Source organism: Pseudomonas urethralis, assembly GCF_021602465.1.
GTDB lineage: Bacteria > Pseudomonadota > Gammaproteobacteria > Pseudomonadales > Pseudomonadaceae > Aquipseudomonas > Aquipseudomonas vlassakiae.
Window position 1 is genome coordinate 231,685 of the sequence record NZ_BQIJ01000007.1, and the last position, 17,598, is coordinate 249,282.

A 17,598-nucleotide genomic window follows, 5' to 3' on the forward strand; every position below is an offset into this window, starting at 1 on the left:
GCAGAAGGCCATCGAAATACCATCACCCTTTCGCAGGCCTGACCTGAGCCTCCGACAACAGTACGCCGCCCTGACGCGAAAGGTACTCAGGCACTACAGGCGCAACAGCGACCCCTGGCCTTAGCGTACGCATTTGACGCACACGACTCTTGAAAGCTGCCCGCACCAAAGCAATGATTATCCCTAGAACGAGGCCGACTACCAATGCAATCACCAGAACAAATACCTTGCGCGGCTTATCGGTTTATCAGAAGCCACCGCTCGCTGGTCGATACTGACGAGATGCAAGCCAATCAATTGAATATCAATGGATTGCAGGCGAGCACGCTCTACCCGCAGTGCTTCGACACCCTCCAGGAAATCTTGCTCGTTTGCGCGCACCTTAATACCCTCCACACTGCGATTGTTAGAGAGCAGAATGAGCTCCTTGCGTATCTGGCCGATTCTTGGCTCAACAAAGTCGTCAGACGTGCGCTTGAGCAAGGCTGCTCGCTCGGCCACTAGCACCTATGTACCCATGAAGTACAACGGAACCGGACGACCATTAACTTCGGTACGAATGATATTACTACTCGCGGAAACTTCATCAGCCATCAGGGATGGTGTAGATGGCTTCTTCAAACCTAGGCTACTTGCAGTGGATATAGCCTCATCAAGCCCTGCCAAACGTGCCTGACGCTGCAGTTTCAATTGCACACGCAACGCCTCGAGCTCATCATCCAGTTGCGTACGCCTGATAGCGTCATCTTCCTCGGGGCGAGCGATACGCCCATCGTTCCCAGCCCGGTATTCTGAAAGCGCGGAGTGCAGTTTGGCATCTACCTCGAGCATGCGATTGGACAGAATGACCTGCATATCCCTGGACAGCTGGGTCCGCTCTTGCTCAATGACATAATCAACCAACTCATTGAGGACAGCCGCGCCATTGATATCTTTCCCATAGTGCATCTTCAAACCAATAAATTCGCTTAACAAATCGGTTTTTTTGCGATCAGCCAGAACCACACTAAGTGCTGTTTTGTTGAACTCCTGAAAAGCCTGTTCAATATTCTGCCCCTCATCCTGGAAGGCTTCGATTAGATCTGGCCTGATTCGAAAAAACTCTAACCTAGCATTATAGGAGTCCAGTCTTGCACCCACCTTTTTCAACGCTTCTGCCGGGGGCAGTGAGTAGATTTTCGAGCGATTCAACGCATCCAGTTGATTGAGTTCAACTGGGCGCAAGGTGGTAGAGACTTCGTATACTGGAGGAATGACGTAGCTCAGGGCGACACCGATGATCGCAAAAGCCAACCCCGTTGCGAGGATGAAAGCACGCCTGCGCCAGATAATACGGAAAAGACCAATGATGTCTGCTTCGCCAGAAGCGGCCACGAAGGGGCCACGAGGATCAATATTCAAAATGATTTGCCTGCAAGCTACGGTGGTATCATCCAAGACAGGCAGGGCAGGCAAGCGCTTCGTGCACCATCTTCCAGCTATCCATGTCATCGGCGGCGAGGGCGCATTGTTGCACCTTCCACAGTCGACAACAACGCCCCGCGACCTGATTTAGCTAGCTTAATTAAATCACTCGGTGCGTCGTCTCCTCAACCACAGCTCGCGACCGATCGCTACACACGCCCCCATACCGATGCCTACAAGTATTGCGAGCATCATGATGATCGCCTTGCGTGGCTTGACAGGCTTATCCGGAGGAGACACCGCGCCATCCTGCTGATACATAGCGACCAGCGAAGGGTCAATTTTCAGATTGCGCAGAAAATTAAGCCTCTCCTGCCTCTCGCGTAGACCCGGTATATAGGGATCATTTGAAGAGCGGGCCTCGAGGTTCGCAATCTCAGCCTCCAGAGCCTTTGCACCGCGCATGTACGTGAGAGCGCCCCCCATCCCGGCAGACACCTCGCCGGATAAGGTGTTTGAGATGATCGGAGGCTTCTCCAAACCTATAGATTTCGCAATCCGCAACGCTTCTTTAAGCTGCGCAATCTGATCGGCACGCTGATTACTCGCACTGGCACGCGAAGCCCGTATCTGTTGCTCCAGGTTGTCTGCCATGATTGATATATCGCTGCGAGTACCGCTTAACAACTCATCCTTTGCCCGGTCTGCGGCCATTTCGGCATAGCTGGACACCCATATCGCAGCTAGCCGCGGGTCCTCAATGCTAGCGGTAATAACATATCGATCAGGCATGTCCCTAGCCGCGAGAGCCACCGTCAACATGCCGTTGAATTGAGCGTACAACGCGTCACGCGAGCCCTGACGCTCCTCTTGGGTTAACGTGGGTAGAAAGGCATTTCGGAAGAACTTGTCGCGAACTGCTTCAGATTGAAGTGCCTTCATGTAAATGCTGTATACATCCTTGGCGTTCAGCGGGGTCAGCCCCGTACCCTCCCCTCGGCCGAAGTTCAGCTGTGCAATCTCATTCTGAGTAGGGGGCCGAATGTACAGCTTCGCCTCGTACACCGGAGAGGCGAGCATCACATACGCCAAAGCCATTCCAATCACTGGTACCGCGACTAGCGCCATCCAAAGCTTTTGCCGCCAAACTCCCCGCACAAGCTCAACTAGGTCAATCTCATCGCTACCACTCAGGCGCTCGCGTTCATTGCGCATTTAGTCTTTTTTTCCTTGGGTCCGTCTGATTGCGTCAACAGAGGGGGCCACCTCCAAGCAGCAAGGCCCTCCCACCCCTATCGGGTCCAGCGTAGCGGCAATTTGCCAACCTGCCTGCGATAATTCAATCACTTCGATTTAATTAGCAGTAGAGAGACCCAACCTTAAGAAGTTCCTCACTTTTGCCAGAATACGCGCTTCCCGCCCAACGGTCATTCCGCAATTGTGACGCTCAACTCATTTCCCGCCGCTGCAAACGTTTCCTTCAACACCCGTGCCAGCGCCTGCTTCGCCCGCCCCTCTCCATGCACCAACACTACATGCTGAGCATTACAACCCCGCGCAAATCTCACCAGCCCCGCCTGATCCGCATGCCCCGAATAACCTCCAAGCGAAACCACCTTGGCCCGGATCTCATACAGCTCACCATCCAGATCAATCTGCACAAATCCTTCCGCACCTTCACTAGCCTGGATCACAGCCCCAGGAGTGCCTTTGGCCTGGTAACCAACAAACACCACCTCATGCCGCGGGTCCGCCAGCATCGCCTTGAGATAGCCGACAATCCGCCCTCCTGAGCACATACCATTGCCAGCAATGACAATCGCCGGCCGCCCGGTGCTTTTCAGGTAATTCACCACCTGCCGGTGGCGGGCGTGCGTATCGACGCACACTAGCTGACCAAACCCCAAGGGGTCGCGCCCCTGGCTCACCCGCGCATTGGCCTCGTCATTCCAGTAGTCATGCAACTGCCGGTATGCACCCGTTATACGCTGAGCCAGTGGCGAGTCGAGAATAATGGGTAGCTGCGACCATGCATAGGTGTCATCGCCCTGCACCACCGCAGGGTCGCCAAGCAATGCCTTGCGGTGAAGGATATCTTCGAGTTCGAACAATAACTCCTGGGTGCGGCCCAGGCTGAACGCAGGAATGAGGACAGTGCCGCGGTCCTGCAGTGCGCGATCGATGATCCGCTCTAGCTGCTGCTGTCGATCGCTGCGATCCGGATGAAGGCGGTCACCGTAGGTGCTTTCCAGCACCAGTACATCTGCCCGCTCCGGCGGCTGAACCTGGCGTAGTAGTGGATTACCCTCGTGACCAAGGTCACCGGAGAAGACGATACGCTGATTGACGTCAGCCGCTTGCACATCACATTCCACGTAGGCGGAGCCCAACAAATGCCCAGCACGCTGCAAACGAATCATGCACTTGAGCTCAGATTTTTCGACCACTGTGTGCCAATACCCAAAGGGAACCGGCACTACCAGACTATCGATGATCTCAAGGTATCGCGCTACGTGGGCAGGCTCAGTGCTGATGGTCAGCTTGTAGGCATCTTCCAGAACAAGTGGCAACAACTTTGCAGATGGTTCACTACACAGGATCGGGCCACGATAACCGGCGGCGAGCAGTGCCGGGATTCGCCCGACATGGTCGAGATGCACGTGAGTGATCACCAGGGCCTGGATACCCTGCACTGCAAAGTCGGGAGGCAGCGAACCCGCCCCCGGGGGCGCCTCGGCGCCCTGCTCCAGGCCGCAATCCACCAACAGGCTGGTAGTCGAATTCAGATGGAGCCGGTGGCAGGACCCTGCTACGCCACTGACGCCACCGTGATGGGAAATGCTGGGGAATTGCATTGAGTCGCACGCTCGCCGGGCTGCTGAATGGAATGCGTATTACTCCATTTCACCGGCTGCGTGCATAGGTGATGCATTCTTACAAAGCTGTAGGCATTTTCGTCAGTTGCCGCTGAGCATCGCCTGGCGTGCCGACGCGCGAATCTTCCGCTTGCTGCGCTGGACGCCGTAAGCACCGAGCAGCGGACCGACAGCCAGGCCCACCACCAGGGCGGCAAGCACAGGCACAGCCACCGGCAATGCCGGCGCCGACCAACCGAAGAGCACTAATGATACGGCTTGCTGATTCTCCAGCACAAAGAACAGCACCACAGCCGCCAGCAGCAGCACGAATAACGCAGCCAAGGCGCGCTTAAGGTTACGCATCAGGTTGCTCCTTGTTTAAAACTCAAGAGTGCTCGTGCTCTTCTTCATTGACCCGGTCACGCAGCTCTTTGCCCGGCTTGAAATGCGGCACGAACTTGCCTTCGAGCTCGACCGACTGGCCGGTCTTGGGGTTGCGACCTACCCGCGGAGCGCGGTAGTGCAAGGAGAAACTGCCGAAACCGCGGATTTCGATACGATCTCCGGTGGCCAGGCATTGGGACATCTGTTCAAGCATGGTCTTGATGGCCAACTCCACGTCCTTGGACGAGAGCAGCCCCTGATGGGTGACAATACGTTCGATCAGCTCCGACTTCGTCATATTTTTCCCTTCGTTATCAAGCAGCTAGATCATTGCTTAATCAGTTTGTAGCACGCTCGGAGGGATTTGAACAGGGTGGTTCTTGACTTAATAAAAAAATTCAAGATTGGATTGTTAAGAAATAAGAGCTGACCCCCGCTTTTGACGGTCATGCCGCCTTTTGCTGGAGGCAGCGTTGATGTCATAAACCGGAAAGGTAGCCAGCGTATACGTGAAAATCGTCAGCGCGACACACCTAAGCCTTGTAGGATTTGTCATAATCGCGAGTAGGACGCATCTGCTTTGATCTGACTTGAAGCGGATGCCAAAATACCTAACCTACCCTGCTCGTTGAGCCGTACTCACAAGGATCGTTTATGCGGATCTCTCCCCTTTCGCTCGCACTTGCGCCCCTCTTAACCACCTCTGTCAGCTTTGCTCAATCCGGCGGCCAGCCGCAACCTTGGGACAATGAGCCATCAGAGTTTCTAGGCGTCCCGTTTCAGGGCGACTTCAAAGCCCAGGTTCCTGAATGCCCTGACAGCAGCCCACGCCAAGCGACGCTGTGCCGGACAAGCACCACGGATCCTGACAAGTATGAGATTCACGGACTGCCCTACCTTCCGATCAGTTCTGGATACCAGCTTTTCGCGGCCGTGAAGGACGACGCTGTCAGTCAGCTGATGTTGACCGGCAATTCCAGCAGCCTCGAATTGGTCAATGATTTTCTGACGGATACCCTAGGGCAACCTAGCTCGAGCTTGAGCCGCCGGATCCAGCTAAGCTCGGGCGCTTCCTATGAGATGAAGACCATCTCGTGGCAAGGCAAGCGAGTCGCAGTGCATTTCCAGCGAAACGAAAGCGACCTGAGTCGCTATACCGTGACGTTCACACCTTCGGCAGCAGACCTCAAAACTTTGGGCGCTAACTCGGCAGCCGGCACCCCAAGCGAACAAACTGCTGCTCGCTGAGCTAGAGAGGCCTGGGGCTTCTCCCGTGCTCTCGGTGGTTTGACACCGTGTTAAACCGCCCTACACGAAACGCATTACTTCAACGAAATCGCAGGCAAAAAAAAGGGGTGGCCCGAAGGCCACCCCTTTTTACCGATCAAACAGAACTCAGTTCTGCTTGGCCATAGCTTCGCGCAGCAGCGCGGCCATGGTGGTGTCGGCAGCCGCTTCCGGAGCGTTTTTCAGGCTCTGGATGGCTTCACGCTCTTCAGCGTCGTCTTTCGACTTGATCGACAGGCTGATGACGCGCGATTTGCGGTCAACGCTGATGATCTTGGCTTCGATCTCTTCGCCTTCCTTCAGGACGTTACGCGCGTCTTCAACGCGGTCACGGCTGATTTCGGAAGCTTTCAGAGTGGCTTCGATGTCGTCGGCCAGGGTGACGATGGCGCCTTTGGCGTCAACTTCTTTCACGATGCCCTTGACGATAGCGCCCTTGTCGTTGACAGCAACGAAGTTGGAGAACGGATCGTCTTCCAGCTGCTTGATGCCCAGGGAGATGCGCTCGCGCTCTGGGTCAACCGACAGGATGACGGTTTCCAGCTCGTCGCCCTTCTTGAAACGACGTACGGCTTCTTCGCCGGTTTCGTTCCAGGAGATGTCGGACAGGTGAACCAGGCCGTCGATGCCGCCGTCCAGACCGATGAAGATACCGAAGTCGGTGATCGACTTGATGGTACCGGTGATCTTGTCACCCTTGTTGAACTGGCCGGAGAAGTCTTCCCATGGGTTGGACTTGCACTGCTTGATGCCCAGGGAGATACGACGACGCTCTTCGTCGATGTCCAGAACCATGACTTCCACTTCGTCGCCAACCTGAACGACTTTCGACGGGTGGATGTTCTTGTTGGTCCAGTCCATTTCGGAAACGTGTACCAGACCTTCAACGCCTTCTTCCAGCTCAGCGAAGCAGCCGTAGTCGGTCAGGTTGGTAACGCGAGCCTGTACACGGGTACCTTCTGGGTAACGTGCAGTGATAGCGACCCACGGATCTTCGCCCATCTGCTTCAGACCCAGGGAAACGCGGTTGCGCTCACGGTCGAACTTCAGAACGCGTACGTCGACTTCGTCGCCAACGTTAACGATTTCCGATGGGTGCTTGATGCGCTTCCAGGCCATGTCGGTGATGTGCAGCAGGCCGTCGATACCGCCCAGGTCCACGAATGCGCCGTAGTCGGTGAGGTTCTTGACGATACCTTTGACTTGCTGGCCTTCCTGCAGGGTTTCCAGCAGGGCTTCGCGCTCGGCGGAGTTCTCGGCTTCCAGCACGCTGCGACGGGAAACGACAACGTTGTTGCGCTTCTGGTCCAGCTTGATGACCTTGAATTCCAGCTCTTTGCCTTCCAGGTGGGTGGTGTCGCGCACTGGGCGGACATCAACCAGGGAGCCCGGCAGGAACGCACGGATGCCGTTAACGTCGACAGTGAAGCCGCCCTTAACCTTACCGTTGATAACGCCCTTGACCACTTCTTCGGCGGCGAAAGCTGCTTCCAGAACAATCCAGCACTCGGCGCGCTTGGCTTTTTCACGGGACAGTTTGGTTTCGCCAAAGCCGTCTTCGACCGCGTCCAGCGCAACGTGAACTTCGTCACCGACCTTGATGGTCAGCTCGCCAGCTTCGTTGTAGAACTGCTCGAGCGGGATGACGCCCTCGGACTTCAGGCCAGCGTGTACGGTAACCCAGTCGCCGTCGATGTCGACAACGATACCGGAGATGATGGCACCCGGCTGAAGATTGAGGGTTTTCAGGCTTTCTTCAAAGAGTTCTGCAAAGCTTTCGCTCATTTTAATTCCTGTAGATTCGGGCGAAACAGACGCCCATCGCCACATTCCAGACAATGTGGGTTTGTTTTAAGTAAAGGAAAGCCGGCAGGACGTTGACTGGTGCCCCCGCCTGCTCTCCTGGCTATCAGACCAAGTCGCGCTGGGCGAGCTCGCTCCTGATACGTTGCAACACCTGCTCGATGGACAACTCGGTAGAGTCCAGCTGAATGGCATCGGCCGCTGGTTTCAGCGGGGCCACTGCACGCTGTGTGTCACGTTCATCACGCGCACGAATCTCATCTAGCAGACTCGACAGACTAACATCTTCACCCTTGCCCTTCAACTGCAGGTAGCGGCGACGGGCGCGCTCCTCGGCACTGGCGGTGAGGAACACCTTCAGCGGCGCGTCCGGGAACACCACGGTACCCATGTCGCGACCGTCTGCGATCAGGCCTGGCATTTCCCGGAACGCGCGCTGGCGCTCCAGCAGCGCATCACGCACTGCCGGCAGCGAGGCGACCATCGAAGCACCGGCACCGACGGTTTCGGTACGGATGACCTGGCTGACGTCCTCGCCCTCGAGAATGGTCTGTTGAAGCTTACCGGGCTGGGCGGCGATGAACTGCACATCCAGATGGGCGGCAAGCTTGGTCAGCAGCTCTTCGTTGGTCAGGTCGACGCCGTGATTGCTGGCGTTGAAGGCCAGCAAGCGGTAGAGCGCGCCGGAATCCAGCAGGTGCCAGCCAAGCTCGCGGGCCAGCAGCCCGGCGACCGTCCCTTTACCCGAGCCGCTTGGGCCGTCGATGGTGATGACCGGTGCCAGGCTATTCACGCTTTGCCCTCTTCGGCGACGCGGATGCCGACGTCGGCGCACAGCTTGAGGAAGTTCGGGAACGAGGTGGCGACGTTGGCGCAGTCATGGATGCGGATCGGTGCGCTGGCACGCAGCGAGGCAACGCTGAAGGCCATGGCGATACGGTGGTCACCGTGACCGTGCACTTCGCCACCGCCAAGCTGGCCGCCCTCGATGATGATGCCATCCGGGGTCGGCTCGCATTTGATGCCTAGGGTGATCAGGCCGTCGGCCATGACCTGGATGCGGTCCGATTCCTTGACCCGCAGCTCTTCGGCACCACGCAGCACGGTACGCCCTTCGGCGCAGGCAGCGGCCACGAACAGCACCGGGAATTCGTCGATGGCCAGCGGCACCAGCTCTTCAGGGATATCGATACCCTTCAGCTTGGCACCCCGCACGCGCAGGTCGGCCACGGGCTCGCCGCCGACTTCACGCTGGTTCTCCAGGGTGATGTCGCCGCCCATCAGGCGCAGGATGTCGATCACGCCGGTACGGGTCGGGTTGATGCCGACGTGCTCGAGCACCAGCTCGGAGCCTTCGGCAATCGATGCAGCCACCAGGAAGAATGCCGCCGACGAGATGTCTGCCGGCACTTCGATGCGGGTAGCGGTGAGCTTGCCACCGGATTGCAGCGAGGCGACCGGGCCGTTGCTCTCGACCGCGTAGCCGAAGCCGCGCAGCATGCGCTCGGTGTGGTCACGGGTCGGGGCCGGCTCGGTGACGGTGGTCTTGCCTTCTGCGTACAGGCCTGCCAGCAGCAGGCAGGATTTGACCTGGGCACTGGCCATCGGCAGCGTGTAGGTCAGCGCCTTCAGCTTGCTACCGCCACGAATGGTCAGCGGCGGTCGGCCGTCGGGGCCAGTCTCGACCACCGCGCCCATTTCGCGCAGCGGGTTGGCCACGCGGTTCATCGGGCGCTTGGACAGCGAGGCGTCGCCGGTCATGGTGACATCGAACGGCTGGCCGGCCAGCAGGCCGGAGAGCAGGCGCATCGAGGTGCCGGAGTTGCCGACGTAGAGCGGCCCAGGTGGCGGCTTGAGGCCGTGCAGGCCGACGCCGTGGATGGTCACGCGGCCATGGTTCGGGCCTTCGATGACCACACCCATGTCACGGAATGCCTGCAGGGTCGCCAGGGCGTCCTCGCCCTCGAGGAAACCTTCGACTTCGGTCGTGCCTTCGGCCAGCGAGCCGAGCATGATCGAACGGTGGGAAATCGACTTGTCGCCCGGTACGCGGATTCGCCCGGTCAGGCGGCCACCCGGTTGGGCCAGGAAAATCAGATCGTTGGCGTTCATAGCGTCCACATAGGCCCGGCGGGCCAGGATTTTACTGAAATGCTCGCGGGCAACGCGTGCACGAGTGAAAACACCCAGCAGCTGGTGCCCGTCCCCAGCATCGACTGCGTCGCGCAAGGCGTCGAGGTCGCTGCGAAATGTGTCCAGGGTGCGCAGGACGGCCTCGCGGTTGGCGAGGAAGATGTCGTGCCACATGGTCGGGTCGCTACCGGCGATCCGCGTGAAATCGCGGAAACCTCCCGCAGCGTACCGGAAGATGTCGAGGTTTTCATTGCGCTTGGCCAGCGAATCGACCAAGCCAAAGGCCAGCAGGTGCGGCAGGTGACTGGTGGCAGCCAGCACTTCGTCATGGCGCGCCACCGGCATGTGTTCGACATCGGCATCCAGCGCACGCCACAGGCGGTCGACCAGGGCCAGGGCGGTGGGGTCGGTATCCTCCAGCGGCGTAAGGATGACCTTGTGCCGACGGAACAGGGCAGCGTTGGAGGCCTCTACCCCGCTCTGCTCGGAACCGGCGATGGGGTGGCCGGGCACGAAGCGCGGCAGGCGCTCACCGAAGACGGCACGCGCTTCACGCACGACATTGCCCTTGGCGCTGCCGACGTCGGTGATCACGGCATTGCCGAGGTCAAGCCGGGCCAGGCGGGCGAGGACCTTTTCCATGGCCAGGATCGGCACGGCGAGCTGGATGACGTCGGCGCCGATGCAGGCGGCCGCGAGGTCTTCTTCGCAACGGTCGACCACGCCCAGCTCGACAGCCAGCTTGCGCGACGGGGCGTCCAGATCGACGCCGACCACTTCGCGGCACAGGCCGCTTTCACGCAGGCCCTTGGCGAAGGAGCCACCGATCAGGCCGAGGCCGACTACGACCAGGCGATCGATGATTGGCGCGGGTTTGGTTTTTGCTGCATTTACCACTGGTGCGAACCCTGTTCAGAAATCTAGGCAGTTCTGCGAGACCATTGGGCCGGCGTTGCCGCCCATCGCGGATAAATCCGCTCCTACGGGAGCGGCTTCAGCCGCGAGGGGCGCGGAGCGGCCCCAACAACCTCAGATCAAAGCACTGCCTTCGGATAGGAACCCAGCACCTTGAGCGCCACGGCCTCCTGGCTGATCTTCTCCAGTACCGCCTTGATCAGCGGGTCACGGTGGTGACCGACGAAGTCGATGAAGAACACGTAGGTCCACTTGCCGCTGCGCGACGGGCGGGTTTCGATACGGGTCAGGTCGATGCCGTTCTCGTGGAATGGCACCAGCAGCTCATGCAGCGCCCCTGGCTTGTTGCTCATCGAGACGATGATCGAGGTCTTGTCGTCGCCGGTCGGCGGTACTTCTTGCTGACCAATCATCAGGAAGCGCGTGGAGTTGTCCGGGCGGTCTTCGATCTTCTCGGCCAGACGAGTCAGGCCATACAGGTTGGCCGCCATATCGCCGGCGATCGCCGCCGAATTCCACTCGCCCTTGACCCGCTTGGCCGCCTCGGCGTTGCTCGAAACCGCCACGCGCTCGACATTCGGGTAGTGCGCGTCCAGCCACTTGCGGCACTGGGCCAGTGACTGGGCGTGGGAGTAGATGCGGGTAATGCTGTTGGTCTTGGTGTTCTCGCCCACCAGCAGGTGATGGTGGATGCGCAGCTCGACTTCGCCGCAGATCACCATGTCGTGCTCGAGGAAGCTGTCCAGGGTGTGGCTGACCGCACCTTCGGTGGAGTTTTCCACCGGGACGACGCCAAAGTTGACGGCACCGGCCGCCACTTCGCGGAACACTTCATCGATGGCCGCCATCGGGCGGCTGACCACGGCGTGACCGAAGTGCTTCATGGCCGCAGCCTGGGTGAAGGTGCCCTCAGGGCCGAGGTAGGCGACCTTGAGCGGTTCCTCCAGGGCCAGGCAGGAGGACATGATTTCGCGGAACAGCCGCGCCATCTCTTCGTTGCCCAGCGGGCCCTTGTTGCGCTCCATCACGCGCTTGAGCACGGCGGCCTCGCGCTCGGGGCGGTAGAACACCGGCTTCTCGCCTTCAGCCAGGGACGCGGTCTTGACCCGCGCCACTTCTTCGGCGCAACGGGCGCGATCGCTGATCAGCTCGAGGATCTTTTCGTCGAGGCTGTCGATGCGCACGCGCAGGGCTTTGAGTTCCTGTTCGGACATCAGCCGTGCTCCTTCTCGAATTCGGCCATGTAGGCCACCAGGCCTTCTACCGCCTCAAGGCCCAGGGCGTTGTAGATCGAGGCGCGCATGCCGCCAACCGAGCGGTGGCCCTTGAGGTTGAGCAGGCCACGGGCATCGGCGCCGGCGAGGAAGGCCTTGTCCAGGCGCTCGTCAGCCAGGCGGAACGGCACGTTCATCCACGAACGGGCGTTGTGGCTGATCGGGTTGGTGTAGAACTCGCTGGCGTCGATGAAGCCGTACAGGCGGTCCTTCTTGGCGCGGTTGCGCTGCTCCATGGCCTCGACGCCACCCTGCTCCTTGAGCCATTCGAACACCAGGCCCGAGAGGTACCAGGAGTAAGTGGCCGGGGTGTTGTACATCGAGCCGTTGTCGGCTGCGACCTTGTAGTCGAGCATGGTCGGGCAGCTGCTGCGGGCGCGGCCGATCAGGTCTTCACGAACGATCACCACCACCAGCCCGCTCGGGCCGATGTTCTTCTGCGCGCCGGCATAGATCATGCCGTACTGCGAAACGTCGATCGGGCGCGAGAGGATGTCGGAGGACATGTCGACCACCAGCGGGACGTCGCCGGTTTCCGGAACCCAGTCGAACTGCAGGCCACCGATGGTCTCGTTGGACGCATAGTGGACGTAAGCGGCGTTCCTGGTCAGCTTCCACTCGTTCTGGCCCGGAATGGCCAGGTAATCGTACGGCTTGGCGCTGGCGGCCACATTGACGGTGCCAAAGCGGCGCGCTTCCTCGATCGCCTTTTTCGACCAGATACCGGTTTCGATGTAGTCGGCAGTGCCGTTTTCCGGCAGCAGGTTCAGCGGAATTTCCGCGAACTGCTGGCTGGCACCGCCCTGCAGGAACAGGACCTTGTAGTTCGAGGGGACGGACAGCAGGTCACGCAGGTCCTGCTCGGCCTTTTCGGCGATGGCCACGTAGTCGTCGCTGCGATGGCTCATCTCCATCACCGACAAGCCCTTGCCGTTCCAGTCCAGCATTTCGGCCTGGGCACGCTGCAACACAGCGTCAGGAAGCGCGGCAGGGCCTGCGCAGAAGTTAAAGGCTCGTTTGCTCACATCCACTCTCGCTCTGCCAAATAGAACAAAATCTTAAGTTGCGGGCCGCACAACACCCTTGTGGGAGCGGCCTTGTGTCGCGAATGGGCTGCAAAGCAGCCCCGGCAATCCATGCGTTGACGCTGGAATCAGGGGGGCCGCTTCGCGACCCTTTCGCGACACAAGGCCGCTCCCACAAAGGGCAGATTCCACAATCGCGTTGCCTGCTGTAATCAGTCAAACGGGGCGACCTTGGTCGCCCCGCTCGGGTTCACGCTTGCTTATTCCTGCGGAGCCTCTTCGGCACCTGCAGCTTCATCGTCCGGCGCATCGGCCTGGACGCCCTCCTCGTCCGTCTCGATCACATCATCGAGTTCGTCCTCGGATGGCTCCTGGATACGCTCCAGGCCCACCAGGGTTTCATCGGTGGCCAGCTTGATCAGGGTCACACCCTGGGTGTTACGCCCCAGGCTCGACACCTCACCGACCCGCGTGCGCACCAGGGTGCCCTGGTCGGAAATCAGCATGATTTCCTCGCCTTCCTGCACCTGGATGGCGCCGATCAGCAAGCCGTTGCGCCCCTTGGTGCCCATGGCGATCACGCCCTGGCCGCCACGCCCGCGACGCGGGAACTTGGACAGCGGGGTGCGCTTGCCGAAGCCACGCTCGGAAGCGGTGAGGATCTGCGCCCCGGACTCCGGGATCAGCATCGAAATGATCCGCTGGCCCTTGCCCAGCTTCATGCCGCGCACGCCGCGGGCGGTACGGCCCATTTCGCGAACCACGCTCTCGGCGAAGCGGATGACCTTGCCGGCGTCGGAGAACATCATGACTTCCTTGGCGCCGTCGGTGATCGCCGCTGCGATCAAGGTGTCGCCTTCCTTCAACTTCAGGGCGATCAGGCCGCTGGAGCGTGGGCGGGCAAACTGTGCCAGCGGGGTCTTCTTGACGGTACCGGAAGCGGTGGCCATGAAGATATAGGCGCCGGTCGGCTCAGCGACCCACTCAGGGGTGTCGCCGTCTTCCTCGTCGATTTCTTCCGCTTCGACGATTTCGCCTTCGATGACACCCTCATCACCGTCTTCCAGTTCTTCTTCCGGGTCGGCGTTCTGCTGCAGGGCCTCCAGGTCGATCTGCAGCATGGCGGTGATGCGCTCACCCTCTTCCAGCGGCAGCAGGTTGACCAGCGGGCGGCCACGGGCAGCGCGCGAGGCTTCAGGGATGTCGTAGGTTTTCAGCCAGTACACCTTGCCCTTGCTGGAGAACAGCAACAGGGTGGCGTGACTGTTGGCGACCAGCAGGTGCTCGATGTAGTCCTCGTCCTTCACGCCGGTGGCCGACTTGCCCTTGCCGCCGCGGCGCTGGGCCTGGTAGGCGGACAGCGGCTGGGTCTTGGCATAGCCGCCGTGGGAGATGGTCACCACGCGCTCTTCTTCCGGGATCATGTCGCCGTAGTTGAGGTCGTGACGGGCATCGAGGATTTCGGTGCGACGGGCATCGCCGTATTCGGCACGGATCGCTTCGAGTTCTTCGCGGATCACTTCCATCAGGCGCTGGGCGCTGCTGAGGATGCGGATCAGTTCGCCGATCTGCTCGAGAATCTCCTGGTACTCGGCCAGCAGCTTCTCGTGCTCCAGGCCGGTCAGGCGGTGCAGGCGCAGGTCGAGGATGGCCTGGGCCTGTTCCGGCGACAGGTAATACTTGCCTTCACGCAGGCCGTACTGCTCCGGCAGGTCCTCAGGGCGGCAGGAATCGGCGCCGGCGCGCTCGACCATGACCTGCACGGCACTGGATTCCCAGGGCGTGGAAACCAGCGCTTCCTTGGCCTCGGACGGCGTCGGCGAAGCCTTGATCAGGGCAATCACCGGGTCGATGTTGGACAGCGCGACCGCCTGGCCTTCGAGGATGTGGCCGCGTTCACGGGCCTTGCGCAGCTCGAACACGGTGCGGCGGGTCACCACTTCGCGGCGGTGACGGACGAACGCTTCGAGCAGGTCCTTGAGGTTGAGCAGGCGCGGGCGACCGTCGACCAGGGCGACCACGTTGATGCCGAACACGCTCTGCAGCTGGGTCTGCTGGTAGAGGTTGTTGAGCACCACCTCCGGCACCTCGCCGCGGCGCAGCTCAATGACGATGCGCATGCCGTCCTTGTCGGACTCGTCGCGCAGCTCGGTGATGCCTTCGATCTTCTTCTCTTTGACCAGCTCGGCGATCTTCTCGATCAGGCGGGCCTTGTTCAGCTGGTACGGCAGCTCGGTGATGACGATCTGCTGGCGGCCACCGACCTTGTCGATGTCTTCGATTTCGGAGCGGGCGCGCATGTAGATGCGGCCACGGCCGGTGCGGTAGGCCTCGATGATGCCCTGACGGCCGTTGATGATGCCGGCAGTCGGGAAGTCCGGGCCGGGGATGAACTGCATCAGCTCATCCACGGTGACGTCCGGGTTGTCGATCAGCGCCAGGCAACCATCGATGACTTCACCGAGGTTGTGCGGCGGGATGTTGGTCGCCATGCCCACGGCGATACCGCTGGAACCGTTGACCAGCAGGTTGGGGATACGGGTCGGCATGACTGCCGGGATCTGCTCGGTGCCGTCGTAGTTGGGCACCCAGTCGACGGTTTCTTTGTGCAGGTCGGCCAGCAGCTCGTGGGCCAGCTTGGTCATGCGCACTTCGGTGTATCGCATGGCGGCGGCATTGTCGCCGTCGACCGAACCGAAGTTGCCCTGGCCGTCGACCAGCAGGTAGCGCAGCGAGAACGGCTGCGCCATACGCACGATGGTGTCGTAGACCGCAGTGTCGCCGTGCGGGTGGTACTTACCGATCACGTCACCGACCACACGGGCGGATTTCTTGTACGGCTTGTTCCAGTCGTTGCCCAGTTCGCTCATCGCATAGAGAACGCGACGATGCACGGGCTTCAAGCCATCACGCGCATCGGGCAGCGCTCGCCCGACAATCACGCTCATCGCGTAGTCGAGGTAAGACTGTCTCAGTTCGTCTTCGATATTGACCGGGAGGATTTCTTTGGCCAGTTCGCCCATGAGAAGCCTGATTCCTTTTTCTGGTGAAACTTCGCAGCTCCATCAAGGGCCGAACGAAGCTCGCCGCCGCAACGCATAGGGGTGCGACGACTTACGACAAATCAATGAGTTGTTGCATGGATCTGCGCAATGAAGGCCGCCTTCGTGGGCGGTCTTGGAAACTGCCGGATGTTATCACAAAGGCGGGGCGGTGGGGAGATATGGCAGGTTGCTTCAAGCCGGTGTGAATCTTGTGAATTTCATCACCTGTGCCGGCCTGAACCCGCTCCCACAGAGATATCACCGGACCTGAGGGCAGTGATACACCTGTGGGTGCGGGTTTACCCGCGAAAGGGCCGGCACAGGAGAAAATCAATGCAACCGCTTGCGACACATCAACTGCGCCAGCTTGGCAGTATCCGGCCGTTCGACGATGCCGCGCTCGGTGACGATCACGTCGATCAGGTCGGCCGGGGTCACGTCGAACACCGGGTTGAACGCCTCTACCGGCGGTGCCACACGGGTACCGGCGTAGTCCAGCAACTCATCGGCCTCACGCTCCTCCAGCGGAATGTCCTCACCGGTGGCCAGGTTGAGGTCGATGCTGGTGCTCGGCGCCACCACCATGAAGCGCACGCCATGGTGCATGGCACTGACGGCCAGCTGGTAAGTGCCGATCTTGCTCGCCATATCGCCATTGGCGGCGATGCAGTCGGCGCCGACCACCACCCAGGTGATGCCCTTGGTCTTCATCAGGTGGGCCAGCGCCGAGTCGGCGCACAGCGTCACCGGGATGCCCTCGTTGGCCAGCTCCCAGGCCGTCAGGCGCGAGCCCTGCAGCCAAGGGCGGGTCTCGCCGGCGTACACCCGCTCGACCATCCCCTCCAGATAACCGGCGCGAATCACCCCCAGGGCCGTACCGATGCCACCACTGGCCAGGGCGCCGGCGTTGCCGTAGGTGAGCAAGGTCTGCTCGTTGCCCTGGTGGCGACGGATCAGCTCGATACCGTGCTGGGCCATGGTCAGGTTGGCTTCGCGGTCACTTTCATGGATGGCAATCGCTTCGGCTTCCAGCGCGGCCAGCACGTCTTCGGCGCCACGCACCCGCAGCAGGCGCTCACGCATGCGGTTCAGCGCCCAGAACAGGTTGGCCGCGGTGGGCCGGGCTTCGGCCAGGCAGAGGAAGTCCTCTTCCAGGTCCATTTCCCAGTCGCCACCCTGGGCCAGGCGCTCTTCCAGGGCCAGGACCAGGCCATAGGCAGCGGCAATGCCGATGGCAGCGGCGCCACGCACAGCCATGTCGCGGATCGCCGCCGCCACCTGCGCGACATTGTCGCAGGTCAGCCAGCGTTCTTCCGACGGCAGCAGGCGCTGGTCGAGCAGGTGCAGGGCGCCGCCTTGCCAGCGCATCCCGGTCACCTTCTCCGCCGCCAAAAGTCGCTCGCGCATTGCCTCTCCCCGTCGTTCGGATATCAAAAGCCGGCGATTATAGCGACCCTGGGCCGCAGACGCT

At 60.5% G+C, this 17,598-nt stretch carries 14 protein-coding genes; 1 reads left to right on the plus strand and 13 read right to left on the minus strand.

What is annotated here, in order from left to right; all coding sequences use genetic code 11:
* Positions 1 to 210: 210 nt before the first annotated feature.
* The 6 genes from L6D64_RS14235 to ihfB form a co-directional block, all read right to left on the minus strand.
* Positions 211 to 483, minus strand: a complete 273-nt coding sequence (locus L6D64_RS14235; RefSeq protein WP_176507372.1) for a hypothetical protein — start codon at positions 481 to 483, stop codon at positions 211 to 213.
* A gap of 24 nt (positions 484 to 507) precedes the next feature.
* Positions 508 to 1,455, minus strand: coding sequence for a Wzz/FepE/Etk N-terminal domain-containing protein (locus L6D64_RS14240; protein ID WP_176507373.1), 948 nt, complete (start codon positions 1,453 to 1,455; stop codon positions 508 to 510).
* A gap of 114 nt (positions 1,456 to 1,569) precedes the next feature.
* The gene (locus L6D64_RS14245; RefSeq protein WP_176507374.1) at positions 1,570 to 2,619 is read right to left on the minus strand and encodes an LPS O-antigen chain length determinant protein WzzB; all 1,050 of its coding nucleotides are present in this window, start codon (positions 2,617 to 2,619) and stop codon (positions 1,570 to 1,572) included.
* Between the two features lie 212 nt (positions 2,620 to 2,831).
* Positions 2,832 to 4,259 (minus strand): MBL fold metallo-hydrolase RNA specificity domain-containing protein, encoded by a 1,428-nt coding sequence (locus L6D64_RS14250; RefSeq protein WP_176507375.1) that lies wholly within the window; start codon positions 4,257 to 4,259, stop codon positions 2,832 to 2,834.
* Between the two features lie 102 nt (positions 4,260 to 4,361).
* Positions 4,362 to 4,625, minus strand: coding sequence for a LapA family protein (locus L6D64_RS14255; protein WP_176507376.1), 264 nt, complete (start codon positions 4,623 to 4,625; stop codon positions 4,362 to 4,364).
* A 22-nt stretch (positions 4,626 to 4,647) separates the two neighbouring features.
* Entirely contained in the window at positions 4,648 to 4,944 is a 297-nt protein-coding gene (gene ihfB, locus L6D64_RS14260; RefSeq protein WP_176507377.1) for an integration host factor subunit beta, read from the minus strand.
* Between the two features lie 356 nt (positions 4,945 to 5,300).
* Here ihfB and L6D64_RS14265 point away from each other — a divergent pair, with 356 nt between their 5' ends.
* On the plus strand, positions 5,301 to 5,894 hold the full coding sequence (locus L6D64_RS14265) for a hypothetical protein (RefSeq protein ID WP_176507378.1): 594 nt from the start codon (positions 5,301 to 5,303) through the stop codon (positions 5,892 to 5,894).
* Positions 5,895 to 6,041: 147 nt separating this feature from the next.
* Here the strand turns inward: L6D64_RS14265 and rpsA are convergent, their stop codons facing one another.
* The 7 genes from rpsA to mtnA form a co-directional block, all read right to left on the minus strand.
* Positions 6,042 to 7,718, minus strand: coding sequence for a 30S ribosomal protein S1 (rpsA, locus tag L6D64_RS14270; protein WP_012313291.1), 1,677 nt, complete (start codon positions 7,716 to 7,718; stop codon positions 6,042 to 6,044).
* A 124-nt stretch (positions 7,719 to 7,842) separates the two neighbouring features.
* Positions 7,843 to 8,529, minus strand: a complete 687-nt coding sequence (cmk, locus tag L6D64_RS14275; protein WP_054886603.1) for a (d)CMP kinase — start codon at positions 8,527 to 8,529, stop codon at positions 7,843 to 7,845.
* Complete coding sequence (locus tag L6D64_RS14280) at positions 8,526 to 10,766, minus strand: bifunctional prephenate dehydrogenase/3-phosphoshikimate 1-carboxyvinyltransferase (RefSeq protein ID WP_176507379.1); 2,241 nt, start codon at positions 10,764 to 10,766, stop codon at positions 8,526 to 8,528. Before L6D64_RS14280 ends, cmk begins: the two co-directional genes overlap by 4 nt.
* Positions 10,767 to 10,903: 137 nt before the next feature.
* Positions 10,904 to 11,998, minus strand: a complete 1,095-nt coding sequence (gene pheA, locus L6D64_RS14285) for a prephenate dehydratase (RefSeq protein WP_085675434.1) — start codon at positions 11,996 to 11,998, stop codon at positions 10,904 to 10,906.
* The gene (serC, locus tag L6D64_RS14290; RefSeq protein ID WP_176507380.1) at positions 11,998 to 13,083 is read right to left on the minus strand and encodes a 3-phosphoserine/phosphohydroxythreonine transaminase; all 1,086 of its coding nucleotides are present in this window, start codon (positions 13,081 to 13,083) and stop codon (positions 11,998 to 12,000) included. Before serC ends, pheA begins: the two co-directional genes overlap by 1 nt.
* Positions 13,084 to 13,343: 260 nt before the next feature.
* Positions 13,344 to 16,106, minus strand: a complete 2,763-nt coding sequence (gene gyrA / locus L6D64_RS14295) for a DNA gyrase subunit A (protein ID WP_176507381.1) — start codon at positions 16,104 to 16,106, stop codon at positions 13,344 to 13,346.
* A 351-nt stretch (positions 16,107 to 16,457) separates the two neighbouring features.
* Positions 16,458 to 17,534: an S-methyl-5-thioribose-1-phosphate isomerase gene (mtnA, locus tag L6D64_RS14300; protein WP_176507382.1), complete on the minus strand. Its 1,077-nt coding sequence runs from the start codon at positions 17,532 to 17,534 to the stop codon at positions 16,458 to 16,460.
* Positions 17,535 to 17,598: the final 64 nt, after the last annotated feature.